The organism is Sphingopyxis sp. RIFCSPHIGHO2_12_FULL_65_19 (genome assembly GCF_001830555.1).
In the GTDB taxonomy this organism is placed as follows: Bacteria; Pseudomonadota; Alphaproteobacteria; order Sphingomonadales; family Sphingomonadaceae; genus Sphingopyxis.
The window spans coordinates 20,848-34,045 of the sequence record NZ_MIAM01000015.1 but is presented as its reverse complement, the minus strand read 5'-3'; the positions used below and the strand labels follow the sequence as shown (position 1 = coordinate 34,045).

Sequence of the window (13,198 nt, the reverse complement as noted above, 5' to 3'; positions counted from 1 at the left end):
TGGGCGCTGGCAAAGCTCACGGCGCTCGGCTTCCAGAATGTCCGCGAAGAGGGCTATCGGATGCCGACATGGGTCCGCGGCGAGGAGGAGGCGTCGCTTATCGGGCCGTTCCATCCGCAGAAACTGGCGATTGCGGCGCTCGGCAACAGCGCCTCGACCGGTGCAAAGGGCATAGAGGGCGATATCGCCTATTTCGCGAGCTATGACGCGCTCGTCGCGGCGCCCGACCACATGGTCAAGGGCAAGATCGTCTTCGTCGATCACCAGATGGCGCGGGCGCAGGACGGCAGCGGCTATGGATATTATGGCCGCGGCCGGTTTACCGGCCCGAATGTTGCGGCGAAAAAAGGCGCCGCGGCGATCGTGATCCGCTCGATCGGCACCGACGATCATCGCAATCCGCACACCGGCGTCACCAATTTCGATGACGGCGTAAAACCGATCCCGGCGGGCGCGATCTCAAACCCCGACGCCGACCTGCTCGTGCGCCAGTGGCAGCGCGCCCAGAAGATCCGCACCCGGGAAACGCCGCTCGGTTATGTGGCGGCGCCGCTTCGCATGAAATTGCTGCTGACACCGCGCGACCTCGGTCAGCAGGATTCGGGCAATGTCATCGCCGAAGTGCCGGGCAGCGATCCTGCCGCCAGCCCGGTCCTCGTCGCGTGCCATCTCGACAGCTGGGATCTCGGCACCGGCGCGATCGACGACGCGTCGGGATGCGGCATCATTACCGCCGCCGCCAAATATGTGATGAGTGCCGGCCAACCGCGCCGCACGATCCGTGTCCTGTGGGCGGGCGCCGAAGAGGTCGGCGTGTTCGGCGGCAAGGCCTATTTCGACGCGCATGGAAAAGAGAAACACGCCGTCGCCCTCGAATCCGATTTCGGCGCCGACCGAGTGTGGCGGATCGACTTCAGGCTGCCCGACAGCGCCAGCGGGCTCGCCGATCGCCTCGCGTCCGCCGTGATGCCTTTCGGCGTCGTGCGCGGCCGCCAGCCTGCCAATGGCGGCGCCGACATCGGCGCGCTTGTCCAGGCGGGGGTTCCGGCGGTCGATCTGGCACAAGATGGGACACGCTATTTCGACATCCACCACACGCCCGACGACACGCTGGACAAGGTCGATCCCGTCCAGTTGCGGCAGAATGTCGTGGTCTGGACGGCAGTTTTGGCGATTCTCGCCAACAGCAGCGATGCCGAGCTTCCATGACTATTACCAAGAAATGACAGATTTCCGTGCGCGCCGATCATCTCAATTATTTTTGTTGACGATTCACGCGGAACAGCTAAATCCCGCCGCTCGCGTTACGGGAAACTTTTCCCGGCGCGGAAAGGCATTTTAGGGAGCCCACACATCATGAAGAAGTTTGCTGCTATCGCTGTTGCTGCCAGCATGTTCGCCCTCGCCGCTTGCGGTGAAAAGGCTGCTGAAGAAGCCACCACCGAAGCTCCGGCTGCCGAAGCTGTTGCTGAAGAAGGCGCCGACGCCGCTGCTGCCGGCGCCGAAGCCGCTGCCGCTGGTGCCGACGCTGCTGCTGCCGGCGCTGAAGCCGCTGCTGCTCCGGCTGACGCCGCTGCTGCTCCGGCCGACGCCGCTGCTGCTCCGGCCGCTGCTGCTGCTCCGGCTGAAGAAGCTAAGTAAGTCACAGCCCTTCGGGGCGTTGACTGAAACGGAAATGGGCGGTCTTCCTTCGGGAAGGCCGCCTTTTTCTTTGTCTACGGTCCGGGCGGGATAGACTTGCGCGCTCGCGCTGTCTAAGGCGCGGACCAGTAGTCGGGGAGTAGCGCAGCCCGGTAGCGCGCCTGCTTTGGGAGCAGGATGTCGCAGGTTCGAATCCTGTCTCCCCGACCACTGACAAAAATTCCGGTTTCGCGTGTTCGATAACCCCGATTGGCTCGCGATTATCGCCCGCGATACGGCTCACAGGCAATGCCGTCATAATCGGCATCCAGCCGTTCGCGATATCCCGGCTCACCACGATAGATGGGTGCGGTGCCGGCCGCGCGGGCATCGTCACACCGACGCCAATAATCGCCATCTTGTGGCGCGCGTTCGCGCATGATGCCGGCCGCTATGCTCGCATCTCTCGCGGTCGCGGCGATGATGTCGCGCCCCTCCGACGTCGTCGCGACCGAGCCAACTCCGATCGCCGCTCCAAAGACGCCCGCCCCGACCAGCCAATTCACGGCCGGTGATGGGCGGCGTCGATTGCGGTATGTCCGACGATATGCGGCGCGGCGAAGCATGTCGCACCATTAAAGCTCGAAGGTAAATGATCGGTTCGACGTCCGGCCGATCTTGCCCAGCGCCTCGCCCAATCGACCGCGCGATACGATCAGCCAGCAGAGGTCGCGATCAATCGCGCATAAAAATCGATCATCCGCTTGAAGCTGTCGATCGTCATATGTTCGTTGGTGCCATGGATCATCGCCGTTTCCTTCAGCGTGAAGTGCATCGGCATGAAACGGTAAACATCCTCGGAAATCGGCGCCATGCTGCGGCTGTCGGTCGCACCGACGACCAGGAAGGGCGCAACGACGGCATCGGGCGCGTCGGCGCGCGCCGCGGCAACGACATATTTCCAGCCCTGCGAACTGCTCGACGACACGCGCGACGGCTCATTGGGCGGCTTGACCCAGCTCAGCTCGACCGGCGCGTCGCCGACGGATGCCTTCGCGCGTGCCATGACGTCGGCCGAGCTGTTCCACGGCGCAATGCGATAGTTGATCAGCGCGCTCGCCGATTGGGGCAGCACATTCTCCTTTGGGCTGCCCTCCAGCATCGTCGGGGCGATCGTCGTGTGAAAGGCCGCAGCCGACGAGGGCGATGCCGCGAGCTGTTTTTTGAGGACCGACCCGAGCAGCCACGGGTTGGCGACCGCCAGCTTGGTGGTGCCACCCTTGTGCGCCGCGAGCGCCTCGACCATCGAGGCGCCGGGGCCGCGCATCTCGATCGGGAAGGGATTGTCGGTGATCGCCAGCACCGCACGCGCTAGCGTCGTCACGCCCGTTTCGGCGGGCGGCATCGAACTGTGTCCGCCGGGCGCATGGGCCGTGACCTTCAGCGTCGCATACCCCTTTTCGGCGACGCCGATCAGGATCGCGGGCCCGTTGATCACCGGCGTGTCGCGCAACACCACGCTGCCCTCGTCGAGCGTATAAAGCGCGCGCACGCCCTCTGCCTTCAGCTTTGCCGCCGCGGCCGCGGCGCCCGAACCGCCGACTTCCTCGTCATGCCCCGACACCAGATAGACGCCGCGCTTTGGTGCGAAGCCCTGCACTGCCAAGGCCTCCAGCGCCTCGAACAAGGCGATCAGCGATCCCTTGTCGTCGACAGTGCCGCGGCCCCAGACCGCCTTTTCAGCGATCGTTCCCGCAAAGGGGGGATATTTCCAATCCTTCTCGGTCCCCTCGGTGACCGGCACCACGTCCTGATGCGCCATGACGATGATCGGCGCGAGCGACGCGTCGCTGCCCGGCCAATGATAGATGAGCGTCCGGTTGGGCAGGATGGTGCGCGTCATCGCGCGGTGCATGGCGGGATAGGTCGTCGCGAGCCAGCCGTGCAGGCGGTCCCATTCGGCGACATCGTCTTCGGCCGGGTCCTGGTGCGAGATGGTCCTGATCTGCGCCGCCGCGCTCAGATGCGCGACCGCGGCGTCCAGGTCATAGGTCGGCGCGGCCGCGAGCCGGATATCGCTTCCATCGGCGATGTCGCCCGGCGCGAAGGTTGCGGTGCGCACCGCCGCCGTCACTGCCACGATCGCCGCAATCGCCAGCCCCCCGATCAGGATCGCCCGCCGCTTGCCCATGTCCCCTCTCCTTCTGTCGGCGCAGTGGACCGGGATCGGTTTCGTTTTGCAAGGAAAATGCGGATAACGCGTTCGCCGTCGACATACGGTCGGGCTGCACCGGATCGGAACCGCGCGGAGAACGCGCCTCGGTCCCTGGAGGGTATGGTGGGCCCGGCAGGACTCGAACCCGCAACCTAGCCGTTATGAGCGGCCAGCTCTAACCATTGAGCTACAGGCCCCCCTTGCACCCGGCGGGGGATGTGATGGGCGATAGCGGAGCGCGCGCCGAATTGGCAAGCGCCAACGATCAGCGCGGCGGGATCGCGCCAGACTGGCGGTCGGCCATCGCCAATATCTCGGCCGCGGTGGTCGCGTCGACGCCGCGGCGGGCAAGATGGTCGAGGATGATATCCCACCAGCGATAGAAAAGGTCGAGGTCGGCGGCGCTGCGGACATAGGGTGTGTTCCCCGGCTGTAACGACGGAGAATGAAAGGAAAAATTCAGCACCGGCAAACCTTGCTCGATGGCGATGTCGATCGCCTTGCACGCGCGGTCGGCCGGAATGCCTTCGGGGGTCAGCGCGATGCGTTCGACCAGGCCAAGCCGCGCCAGCGCCGCCCCGACGTGCGTGCCGCGCCGCGCGAGGCGGTGGTACAGCGGGCGTCCCGCCTTGCCGATCGCGCCGCCGAACACGGTGGTCACCGGCATTTCCAGGATCGCGCCCTCGCTCGTATGAACCCACCAGGGATAAAGCGGCGCGTCGCGATAATCGGGACCATGGCCTGCGCGATAATCGAAACCCGACCGCACCGACGTGTCGCAGCGAAAGCCGAGTTCGGCGAGCATCGTCGCGCTATCGGGGCCAAGGCCATAGCGGCCGGCGCGATAGACCGTCGGCGCGCCCCCGAAACGGTCGCGTATCGCGTCGCGCAGCGCCATCATCTTCGCGCGCTGCAAATCGGCTGGAAGATTGCCCGTATAGCTGTTGCGGGCATTCACCTCCTCCGTATACGGCGGCGTCACCCAGGGATGAAGCTGCGCCCCGATTTCGCAGGTACCGGCATCGTGCGCCGCGCCGAGTATTCCGACGGCGCGGTCGTCGGCCACGATCGGCCAGTCGACCAGATAGATGGGCTTCACCCCGCCGCGTTCAAAATAGCGTTGGCAATCGGCCAGCGCCGGCACCGACGCGAGCCGGTATCCGGTGCGTGCAAAGGGTGCCTCCCAGTCGAAATCCTCTTCGGTGTCGATCGTGACCCAGAAGCGCGGCCGCGCGCCCGCTTCGCGTTCGATCAGGTCCGCGGCCGCCGGATATGCAAAGAAATTGCCCGAAGGCTGCACCATGTCCACTTTGCCCCGCCCCGGGTCTATTCGCCTTGCTGGACCTCCAGCCCGACTTCGGCCTTCGAGTTGGCGGAGGGCAGGTGCAACGTCAAGGCGTTATGCCCGATATCAAGGCGTCCGCCGCAGCCGCGCGCGAGGCTGTCGACCAGCCGCAGCGAAAAACCGAGGCTGAGCACCGCGGCCCCGGGGGCTTCGCCTTCGGGGCTGAAACCGGGATCGAGCAGGTCGGCGGCGGTCGCAAAGCGGATCGTCGCGGGCCGCACGATGCGCAGCTGGAGCATGTCGTCGTGGCGCGATTCGGTGACCAGCTGGCCGACCAGTATCGCGCCCGGTTCGGACACATCGATCAGCGCCGTCAGCAGGCGGCCGACCATGCGCCGCGTCGCGGCATCGCCCGCCAGCCCCAGGAACGGCCCGCCGACGCGCGAAATGCTAAGGTCGACGCGCTGGTCGGCCAGCAGCGCGGCCAGATCGCTTTCGACCTGGGTCACAATCGCACCGATATCGACGACCTCTTCGGGCAGCGGCGCCGCGACGGCGACGCTGGTGCGCGCCGCGGTCTCCAGATCGTCGATGATCGACTGGACCGATGCCGCATCGGCGACGATCGTTTCGGCCATCGCGCGATAACTCTGGTTCACCGGGCCGAACATCTGCCCCGATATGATCTGCGCAAACCCCGATATCGCATTGAGCGGGCTGCGAAGTTCGTGGATCAGCTGGCGGATCGAATCGCCCGAATCCTCCGACGCCGTGCGGCCATAGGGGGTTTCATTGCGCTGCGGCCGCCGCGCGCTGGCCCGATAGCCGCGGAACTGCCCCGTCGCCGGATCAAACCATGGAAGCGCCGAAAACCGCCATTCGCCGGCTTCGGCCGGTGTGCCTTCGAGCAACATGCGTGCGTTGATGATTTCGGCGCGCTGGCGAAAGGCGCCCGCTGCCACGCCGTCGGTGCCGGGCTCGCCGCCAAAGGCCGCCTCGGCAATCGACAGGCCGATCACCGCGCCCCGGGTGACACCGTCGACCCAGTGAATCACGCCGTCGGCGCCGGTTTCAAACAGGAACGCGGCGCGCGGCGCGCGGGGAAGGTCGGGCTGGCTCCGCGTCGATTGATATTTGTCGATCCGGCGCACCAGCTCGCTGATCTGGCTCGGCCCGGCCTCTGCCTCGGCCGCGACCGGCATTTCCGTCGCCGGAACAGGGTCGTCTTGGGCCATTGTCGCAGGCTGCGGCAGCGCGACCGATCCGCTGCCCAGGCTGGCAAGCGCCCGGGTGACGGCGCGCGGCAGGTCGCGGCGCCCGGCAAGCACCGATCGCGCCATCGCGCCGGTGGCGGGCAGCAGCGCAAGCCAGTCGGCTTCGGGCAGCCGCGCATCGCGCAACATGATCGCCGACACCGCCGGAACATCATTGGCGTAAAAAGCGACGAGCGGGGCAAACCGGCCGTGCCGCGCGATGGCGCGCGCGCAATCGCGGCGGACGGTTTCCGGAATATCGGGCCGCAGCACGGCAAGCGCATGAAGGCTGCGGCGAATATCGGCATCGCCCAGTTGATTGCCGCGCTGAGCCAGAATATCGGTGAGTTGCCGCCACGCGACGATGCTCGCTCGGCGATCCGCCGGCGCTTGACGCAAGATGGTCGCAATCATCGAGTCAACAGTCACGCGAAGTCAGCCCCACACCCTCGGTCGTTGGTTAGCATATGATTACCGGCTAGCGTGAATCCCCCGGTCATGAAAGTGCCTTCGATCTTCACGTCACATTGTGGGACAATTGCATTCGGCTGAAATAATATTATGGTCGCCGCAGTTTTGGAAAGCGGATGTTTCAACGATGGCTAGTCAGAAATTCGATCAGATTGATTTGCAGATACTAAGCGAGCTGCAGAAAAACGGGCGGATGACGAATGTCGAACTGGCACAGATGGTGGGGCTGACGGCCCCTCCTTGCCTCCGCCGCGTGCGCGCTTTGGAGGAGTCGGGCGTCATCCGCTCCTACCACGCGGACCTTGATGCCGCGAAACTCGGTTATGGCATCACCGTCTTTGCGATGGTCAGCTTGCGCAGCCAGGCCGAATCGGATCTGAAGGCGTTCGAGGATTATGTCGGCGGGCTCGCCGAAGTGCGCGAATGCTATATGCTGAACGGCGAGATTGATTTCCTGCTCAAGGTCGTCGCACGCGACCTGCAAAGCTTCCAGTCCTTTCTGACCGCGCACCTGACCTCGGCGCCCAACGTCACGAGCGTCAAGACCTCGCTGACCATTCGCACCGCAAAGCAGTTGGCCGGGATTCCGGTCGAACCCTGATCGCCCCGCCGGGCGTTACCGGACACAAAAAGGGGCGCCGCTCCAATCCGGAACGGCGCCCCCTTTTTGTGTGGGCGCAGGCTTAGCTGCCGGTAGCCGGAGCCGCCGCGGGTGCCGCAGCGGGCGCGGCCGCCGGGGCCGCACCGGCCTTGGCGCGGATCGACCAGAGCTGCGCGAGCCGCTGGCGATTGCCCTGCACCTTTGCAAAGCTTGCTACCGCCGCGTCACCCTGTCCGGCCAGCGCCTGTGCGACGCCCAGGCGGAACTGCACCAGATTGTCGCCCGGCGCCGCCTTCAGCGCGGCTTCGTACAAGGGAATGGCCTTGGCCGCTTCGCCGTTGCCGACGAGGGCATCGCCGACCGACCGCGCAACCTTTGCATTGGCAAGGGTCGCCGGCTTGGCGGCATCGGCCGCCACCGCCGCCGCGTCGGTCGTGGCGCGCGGGCCCTGCGATTCGAGGATCGACCCGAAATGGGTGTCGTTCCGGGGAATCGTGCCGCTGTTCTGGCCTTGCCTGACGACTGCGACCACTTCGCCCGGAAAGCCGGCTTCGGTGGCGAGCGCCGCATATTCCAGATATTCGGGACGCTGGGTCATCGAATTGGTGGCGCGCATCAGCCGCAGAACGTCAAGGTTGAGTTCCTTGTCGCCGCCCGACTGCTGCAACAGGATATACAGCGTGTTGCGCCACGTCGCGGCCGTCGGATAATCCTGGACGCGCATCGCCAGCACGTCGAGCATCTCGTTCGTCCGGTTCGCCTTCTGAAACGCCTGCGCGGGACGAACATAAAGTTCTTCCGACGGCTTGGTTCCCGCAGCGCGCGCGGCATCGATGCCCGCCTTGGCGATTGCCCAGCCCTGGTCGATCTGTCCGCCGTTGAGATAGGAATCCATCAGCATCGGCGCCAGCGCGGCTTCGGTGGACCCCGCCGCCTTTGCAGCCTCCAGGCGCTGGATCGCCTTGGTGTAATTTTTCGCCCCATAGGCAAAATTGCCCGAGTAGAAATTATACACCGCAATATTTTCGGGCGGCGTCAGGCCCGAATCGATCATCGTGTCGAGCCCCTGCGCCTGCAACGTCTGGTCCTTGCCCAGGATTCCGGCCTGCAACTGGTAAAAAGCCACAAGATATTTGTCGTCGGGCGTCGACGCGCTCGCTTGCGCTTCGGCCAGTGCCGCCTGCAACGCTGCGGCATCCTTTGCCCCCGTCGCATCGGTCATCTTCTTGAGCGCGGGCGCAAAGCCCTTGCTGGCGGACAGACCCTTGCCCTTCGCCGCTTCTTCCTTTTTCGGCTTTTCCTTCTTCTGCGCGGCGGCCGGCGTCGCGGTCGTCATCAGCGCGCAGCCCAGCACGGCGGCCATCGCCGTTGCGGGCATCGAGCGGAAACGGTTGAACATCGAAATCTCTCCTTAGAACTCGGCCGCCGTCGTTGCGCACCTCAGGCTTGGCGCACACAGGTTCGGCCGCGCGTCGTAAACGCGGCTAAACCCGTCGCGTTGCCAAGGCAAGACGGTCGGCATCGATATTTCAATGAAAGCCCGCGGCTGAACGGGAATTGAACCCGGTCTGCCGGTGGCCTGCCCCGCTCAGGCCAGCGCGTCGATCGTCCGGTTAATCTCGCGCAATACGGCAGGATCGCCGGGCGCGCCGGCCATCGCCTGTTCGGCCAGTTCGATCAGCGGGATGATCCCGAACGTCGCGGCAAGCCCCTTCAGCCGGAGCGCCGCCACCTCCCAATTGGCGTCACAGCGGGCGCGGCGCATCAGGTCGGCCAGGTCACGCGCGCTGCCCATAAAGGCCGAACGCAGGTCCATCGCCATCGCCGGATCGTCGCCGAACGCTGCGCTGAGATACCGATCGAGGGGGCCGCTGTCGAAAGACATTCCACAGCGTTGGCATCTTGTGGTTAAGTTTCCGTTTCATGGCGGCCATTTGATGCTAAGATGCGTGGATGACGGGGGAAAAGAAGATCGTCGGATTGTGGCGGGATTCCGCGGCAAACCAGGCAGCGGACAGCGCGGCACCGGCAGAGGTGGTGGCGCCCGAAACCGTGGTCGCGCCCGAAACGGCTGCGCCTGCCGAACGCGACTGGCTCGACATGTCATCGCTCGAAAACACCGAATCGATCGACGCGGCTCCGCCATCGACTTGGCGCGATCGCGCGGCGCCCGCGGTGCTCGTCCTTCTGGGGGTCGGCTGGACGGGTTTCGCGCTCACCGTCGCCACCGACGGCCTTTCGCGCGCTCCGGCGCTCGCCGACTGGCCCGCGCTGATCGCGACCATTGCGATGCCGCTGACACTGCTGACGCTGTTGTGGATGGTCTGGCTGCGCTCCGGGCGATCCGAACAGGCCCGTTTCGCCCGCATTGCCGGCGCGCTCCGCGACGAAAACCTGGCGCTCAACCAGTCGATGCATTCGCTCGGTCTGCACTTGGCCGACGCGCAGCGACAGCTTGGCGAGCAGGCAAAGATTGTGCAGCAGCTTGGCCTCGATACCGTGATGCGGCTTGGCGAAAGCAGCGACAAACTGGCAAGCAACGCGTCGGTGATCGCCAACGCCCACGACCAACTCGCCCGTTCGGGCGACGTTGCCATGCAGCGGATGGACGGGCTGCTCGCCGGCCTGCCCCGGATCGACGATGTGGCGCAGCGGCTGGCGGTCAATTTCCGCGAGGCGGGGCTTGTCGCGCACCAGCAAGGCGCCAATCTCGAGGCGAAGCTCGCCGCGCTGGGCGACGAAGCGTCGAAAGCCGCGCAAACCGGACAGGAATCGACCGCAGCGATCCTCGAGGCGATCGTCGCGCTCCAGGAACAGACGAAAGAAACCCAATCGGACTTGCTCGCGGCCTCTGCACAGGTGTCCGACGCGCAGGGCGCGGCACTCGCGACCCTGACCGACGTCGCCGCGACCGCGCGCGACGACATGGCATCGACCATCGCCGCGATGACGGACCAGATCGAGGCGAGTTGGCGGCAGTTTCGCGAAGGGGTCGATACCGCCGCCGCCGAAATGGACAGCAAACTGGCGGCGGCGCGCGATGCCGGCGATGCCATGGGCGCTCAGCTTTCGGCTCATGCCGACGCCAGCGACGCACTGGCGTCGCGGATCACCCGCCATGTCGCCGAGGTGGGCGACCAGCTGGAGATACTCGACGTCAGCGTCAGCGCGAGCACCGGTGTCATCGGGCGCGCGATCGACGATACCAAGGCGCAGCTTGGCGCCTTCATGCAGGAAGTGCAGAGCGGCAACGCGTCGGCACACCAGCTAATCAGTCATGCCGAATCGCTGCTGCTCGCGCTCGACGCGGTGACGCGCGAACTGGACGAAACGGTGCCCCACGCGCTCGATCGGATCACCTCGCACGGCAAGACCACGCAGACGGCGCTGTCGCAGCTTCGCCCGATGCTCGAAGCCTCCGAACTTGTGGCCCAGTCGACGGCCTCGCACGTCAATGCCGTCCAGGCCACGCTCAAGGCGAACGAGGAACAGATGGCGGGCCATGCGGCCAGCCAGCAGCAACTGGTCGATCGCATCAACACCTCGCTCGCGGATGCCGAGGCTGCGCTCGCCAAACTGCGCGACGGCGCCGACGAATTTGCCGAACAGGGCGGCGCTCGGATGATCGCAACGCTTGGCGAGGTTCGCGCGACCGCCGATTCGGCCGCCGACGAAGCACGGCTGACGCTCGAAAAGCTGGTGTCGGGTGCGCGCGACGCAATGCAGGCGACCGCGACCGGCGCAATCGACGCAGCGTTTAAGAATGAAGTCATGGCGCAACTGAACGCCATCGAGGAAGCATCGGCGCGGGCGGTGGCCGCCGCCAACGGCGCCGCCGACCGGCTGATGCGCCAACTGATCACGATCATGGACACCAGCGCCAGCGTCGAGCAGCGCGTCAGCGAGGCCGAACAGGCGATAGCGGCGTCGGATCGCGACTCGCTCGCGAAACAGGTCGGGCTGCTTACCGAGGCGCTGAAATCCACCGCGATCGACGTGACCAAGATCTTGTCGAGCGAAGTCAGCGACACCGCGTGGGACGCTTATCTGAAGGGCGATCGCGGGGTATTCGCCCGACGCGCGGTCAAACTCGTCGACAATAGCGAGGCAAAGGAAATCCTGCGCATCTATCAGGCCGACGACAGCTTCCACGCCGCGGTCAACCAGTTCATCCACGATTTTGAAGCGATGCTGCGCCTGCTGATCGGCGCCCGCGACGGGTCGGCGATCAGCGTGACCCTGCTATCGTCGGACATCGGCAAGCTTTACGTCGCCTTGGCTCAAGCGATCGACCGGCTGCGGGGCTGACGGGCCAATCGAGCCGCGGGTAACGACCAGTTGCGGACGCTCCCGGTGATCGTTAATTCGCTGAAAACCGGACGTTACGAGTCTCTTGCCATAACCGCGCCAGCGTTGCGCACTGCTGACTGTCGGGCCTCTAAAGCTTTGAAAGACCAAGGATGCCGTTTTCGATCAGATCAGAATGCGACGAAGAAGATCGAAGGTTTATCGAGGGGCTAAATCCTCGGCTGACTGAAGTGATCGCCGCTCCCACCCACTCCTCGACTGACGTCCGATCATTTCAGGAGGCTTTCACAGCCACAGCTTGGCGAGCGGATGGTGCAAAGAACGCGACTTTCCTGGCGATCGAGGAAACAGGCAAGAGGATCGGCTATGTCAATGTCCGCGAAGGCTCGGACGATGTCTTAGGTGAGGCCTGCGGCTACATCGCCCTCTTGGCAGTCGAACGAGAACATGAGGGCAAAGGCGTCGCTCAGTCACTTGTGAAGCAAGCGGAACGGTGGGCCAAGGAAATGGGCTTCAGTCGACTTGCTCTCGACGTGTTTGCCAGTAACGAACACGCTCTCAAGTTCTATGAGCGCGCGGGCTTCCAGCCTGAAACGGTTCGCGTGATCAAGAAACTCTAAGCGAAGTGTTCGTTTTCTGCGCTTGAAAGGCGCTTTTACCTCAAGAGCTGCATTTCTGCTCCCCACCCCAAATCAGACATCGCCGTCAAAAGGGCCTTTCCTACATTATTCGGCTGTGCCAGCCTTCATCCGTCTCGTTCATCCGGTCGATCGAAATCCAGATCGCGGGACGCATAAGGCTGACTTTTCCTGAACTTTGGATCATGACACGGCGATCCTGTCGGCCGCATCGCGGATCAGGTCGCGCGTATCACGCCCGCCCGGTCAGCACGTCCGGGTCGGCCCAGCCGTTGACATAGGCGATGTAATAAAGGGCAAAAGTGACGGTCGCGGCGATTGTCATCTGCAACAGGACGCGCCCCGGGCGGAAGCTTGCCGGCGCGCCGGGCTCCTGTCCGCGCACGAGCGGCGTCGCGTCATCGCTCGCGCGGCGGCCGTGGAAGGGCAGCACGAAAAAGGCGCTGAACGCCCAGAACAACAAGTAGATGGCGAGCGCCGAAGTCCATTTCATTGCGGTCGTTCCCCGATCAGATTTTGACGAGCATCACATCGACAACCGGCTTCTTGCCCGTCCAGTCCGTCGCGACGCGGCGCACGCCGAGGCGGATCGCCTCGCGCAGCTTTTCTTCGTCGCGGGCCGGTCCGGTCGCCGCTTGCTCGGCGGCTTCGCGCATCTCGTCGACAAAGGCCTCCCGCTCATCCTCGACCGGCACGCCGCGATAGCTCACCGCGCTTTCGACAAATCGCTTGCCGGAGAAAATGACTGCGACGGTGATATGGCCGTTCAGCGACAGCTTGCGGCGCTCGTTGATCGTCTCGCCATCG

General features: G+C 64.9%; 12 protein-coding genes, 2 tRNA genes and 1 pseudogene. 6 read left to right on the top strand and 9 right to left on the bottom strand.

The window, feature by feature from the left end; all coding sequences use genetic code 11:
* The 3 genes from A3E77_RS04040 to A3E77_RS04030 all read left to right on the top strand — a co-directional run.
* Nucleotides 1–1,209: M28 family peptidase (locus tag A3E77_RS04040; RefSeq protein ID WP_293643555.1), on the top strand; the 1,209-nt coding region annotated here is incomplete at its 5' end.
* Nucleotides 1,210–1,366: 157 nt separating this feature from the next.
* Nucleotides 1,367–1,735, top strand: coding sequence for a hypothetical protein (locus A3E77_RS04035; RefSeq protein ID WP_293643554.1), 369 nt, complete (start codon nucleotides 1,367–1,369; stop codon nucleotides 1,733–1,735).
* Nucleotides 1,736–1,774: 39 nt separating this feature from the next.
* Nucleotides 1,775–1,851 (top strand) — tRNA-Pro (locus A3E77_RS04030).
* 50 nt (nucleotides 1,852–1,901) lie between these two features.
* On the opposite strand, the gene A3E77_RS04025 is transcribed toward A3E77_RS04030, so the two are convergent.
* From A3E77_RS04025 to A3E77_RS04005, 5 genes are all read right to left on the bottom strand, one after another.
* Entirely contained in the window at nucleotides 1,902–2,186 is a 285-nt protein-coding gene (locus A3E77_RS04025) for an excalibur calcium-binding domain-containing protein (RefSeq protein WP_293643553.1), read from the bottom strand.
* Nucleotides 2,187–2,335: 149 nt separating this feature from the next.
* Nucleotides 2,336–3,811, bottom strand: a complete 1,476-nt coding sequence (locus tag A3E77_RS04020; RefSeq protein WP_293643552.1) for a M20 family peptidase — start codon at nucleotides 3,809–3,811, stop codon at nucleotides 2,336–2,338.
* 145 nt (nucleotides 3,812–3,956) lie between these two features.
* Nucleotides 3,957–4,032: transfer RNA gene (locus A3E77_RS04015), tRNA-Ile, on the bottom strand.
* Between the two features lie 68 nt (nucleotides 4,033–4,100).
* A complete protein-coding gene (locus A3E77_RS04010) occupies nucleotides 4,101–5,138 on the bottom strand; it encodes a polysaccharide deacetylase family protein (protein ID WP_293643551.1) in 1,038 nt (345 codons plus the stop codon).
* 23 nt (nucleotides 5,139–5,161) lie between these two features.
* Nucleotides 5,162–6,772 carry a histidine kinase dimerization/phospho-acceptor domain-containing protein gene (locus A3E77_RS04005; RefSeq protein ID WP_293643550.1) on the bottom strand — a complete coding sequence of 537 codons (1,611 nt, stop codon included), beginning with the start codon at nucleotides 6,770–6,772 and terminating at the stop codon, nucleotides 5,162–5,164.
* 199 nt (nucleotides 6,773–6,971) lie between these two features.
* Between A3E77_RS04005 and A3E77_RS04000 the strand changes: the two genes are divergently transcribed.
* Nucleotides 6,972–7,445, top strand: coding sequence for an Lrp/AsnC family transcriptional regulator (locus tag A3E77_RS04000; RefSeq protein WP_293643549.1), 474 nt, complete (start codon nucleotides 6,972–6,974; stop codon nucleotides 7,443–7,445).
* A gap of 82 nt (nucleotides 7,446–7,527) precedes the next feature.
* On the opposite strand, the gene A3E77_RS03995 is transcribed toward A3E77_RS04000, so the two are convergent.
* Together A3E77_RS03995 and A3E77_RS03990 are read right to left on the bottom strand one after the other, a co-directional pair.
* Complete coding sequence (locus tag A3E77_RS03995) at nucleotides 7,528–8,844, bottom strand: tetratricopeptide repeat protein (RefSeq protein WP_293643548.1); 1,317 nt, start codon at nucleotides 8,842–8,844, stop codon at nucleotides 7,528–7,530.
* A gap of 189 nt (nucleotides 8,845–9,033) precedes the next feature.
* Nucleotides 9,034–9,330 carry an Hpt domain-containing protein gene (locus A3E77_RS03990; protein WP_293643547.1) on the bottom strand — a complete coding sequence of 99 codons (297 nt, stop codon included), beginning with the start codon at nucleotides 9,328–9,330 and terminating at the stop codon, nucleotides 9,034–9,036.
* Nucleotides 9,331–9,398: 68 nt separating this feature from the next.
* Between A3E77_RS03990 and A3E77_RS03985 the strand changes: the two genes are divergently transcribed.
* Together A3E77_RS03985 and A3E77_RS03980 are read left to right on the top strand one after the other, a co-directional pair.
* Nucleotides 9,399–11,753 carry a coiled-coil domain-containing protein gene (locus A3E77_RS03985; protein WP_293643546.1) on the top strand — a complete coding sequence of 785 codons (2,355 nt, stop codon included), beginning with the start codon at nucleotides 9,399–9,401 and terminating at the stop codon, nucleotides 11,751–11,753.
* Between the two features lie 152 nt (nucleotides 11,754–11,905).
* Entirely contained in the window at nucleotides 11,906–12,373 is a 468-nt protein-coding gene (locus tag A3E77_RS03980) for a GNAT family N-acetyltransferase (RefSeq protein ID WP_293643545.1), read from the top strand.
* 250 nt (nucleotides 12,374–12,623) lie between these two features.
* Here the strand turns inward: A3E77_RS03980 and A3E77_RS03975 are convergent, their stop codons facing one another.
* On the bottom strand, nucleotides 12,624–12,884 hold the full coding sequence (locus A3E77_RS03975; protein WP_293643544.1) for a DUF1467 family protein: 261 nt from the start codon (nucleotides 12,882–12,884) through the stop codon (nucleotides 12,624–12,626).
* A gap of 16 nt (nucleotides 12,885–12,900) precedes the next feature.
* A pseudogene (locus A3E77_RS03970) lies at nucleotides 12,901–13,198 on the bottom strand (MBL fold metallo-hydrolase); the annotation flags it as partial.

What these genes read in the sequence shown, in the direction of transcription:
- A3E77_RS04010 (WP_293643551.1), bottom strand. Translation starts at nt 5,138, where the DNA reads ATGGTGCAGCCTTCGGGCAATTTCTTTGCATATCCGGCGGCCGCGGAC.
- A3E77_RS03980 (WP_293643545.1), top strand. Translation starts at nt 11,906, where the DNA reads ATGCCGTTTTCGATCAGATCAGAATGCGACGAAGAAGATCGAAGGTTT.
- A3E77_RS03985 (WP_293643546.1), top strand. Translation starts at nt 9,399, where the DNA reads ATGACGGGGGAAAAGAAGATCGTCGGATTGTGGCGGGATTCCGCGGCA.
- A3E77_RS03995 (WP_293643548.1), bottom strand. Translation starts at nt 8,844, where the DNA reads ATGTTCAACCGTTTCCGCTCGATGCCCGCAACGGCGATGGCCGCCGTG.
- A3E77_RS03990 (WP_293643547.1), bottom strand. Translation starts at nt 9,330, where the DNA reads ATGTCTTTCGACAGCGGCCCCCTCGATCGGTATCTCAGCGCAGCGTTC.
- A3E77_RS04020 (WP_293643552.1), bottom strand. Translation starts at nt 3,811, where the DNA reads ATGGGCAAGCGGCGGGCGATCCTGATCGGGGGGCTGGCGATTGCGGCG.
- A3E77_RS03975 (WP_293643544.1), bottom strand. Translation starts at nt 12,884, where the DNA reads ATGAAATGGACTTCGGCGCTCGCCATCTACTTGTTGTTCTGGGCGTTC.
- A3E77_RS04000 (WP_293643549.1), top strand. Translation starts at nt 6,972, where the DNA reads ATGGCTAGTCAGAAATTCGATCAGATTGATTTGCAGATACTAAGCGAG.